Here is a 746-nt window from a genome sequence, read left to right on the forward strand (position 1 = left end):
CGGTGAAGCGGCGGTGCTCCTTGGTGACGATGAAGCGCTGGCTCACCTGAGGTCCTCCTTGTAGATCTTCAACGCCGACCTCGGCGCCGGAGCCGGTGCTTCGGTGATCCGTGGCGTCTCGGTAGGTGCGGCCACGAGGGCGATGCGTTCGTTGATGCCGGCTCGCAGCGCCCGGCGGCGGGCGTTGCGCGCGGCCTGGATCTCCTTGAGGCTGACCTTCTGGTCGTGGTGCTCTTGGTTGACGGCCTTGCAGACGAGTTCGTCGTGATCGAAGACGCGGATCTCGGTGATGTCGCGGGGGTCGTAGCGGATCACGACCGAGCGTCCGACGTAGCCGGCCAGAGTTGGCGAGACGTAGCGCAGGCCCTGGAAGCGGATGCCATCGCGGCGCACGACGCGGGTCTTGGCGACGGTCAACAGCAGTCTGTCGAGGTCTTCCAGGCTCTCGGGCATTCGGGGCAGCCAGCCATCGGCGATCCACGCGCTGCGCGGGGAGGTTCCGAGCTCGCTGTGCGTGCGGTCGTTGTAGGTGGCCACGAACGCCTCCAGGGCGCTATCGAGGGCGGCCAGGGACAGTTTCGGTGTCGGCCAGGGGTGCCCTTCGGTGATGTGTCCGGGCAGGGTGGCGAGTAGCTCGGTGTTGATCGTGCCGAAGAACCGCTCGATCTTGCCCCGTCCCTGGGGTCGGGCGACGGTGGAGTGGATCAGTCGGATGTGGAGGTCGACGGCGGTGCCGGCGAGCTGGT

The 746-nt window shown here is 67.4% G+C and carries 1 protein-coding gene; it reads right to left on the minus strand.

Features of this window, described 5'->3' with window-relative positions:
* Positions 1–42: 42 nt before the first annotated feature.
* On the minus strand, positions 43–746 hold a 704-nt coding region (locus L979_RS02485), incomplete at its 5' end, for a Mu transposase C-terminal domain-containing protein (protein WP_047688805.1).

Source organism: Kocuria sp. ZOR0020, assembly GCF_000800955.1.
In the GTDB taxonomy this organism is placed as follows: Bacteria; Actinomycetota; Actinomycetes; order Actinomycetales; family Micrococcaceae; genus Kocuria; species Kocuria subflava.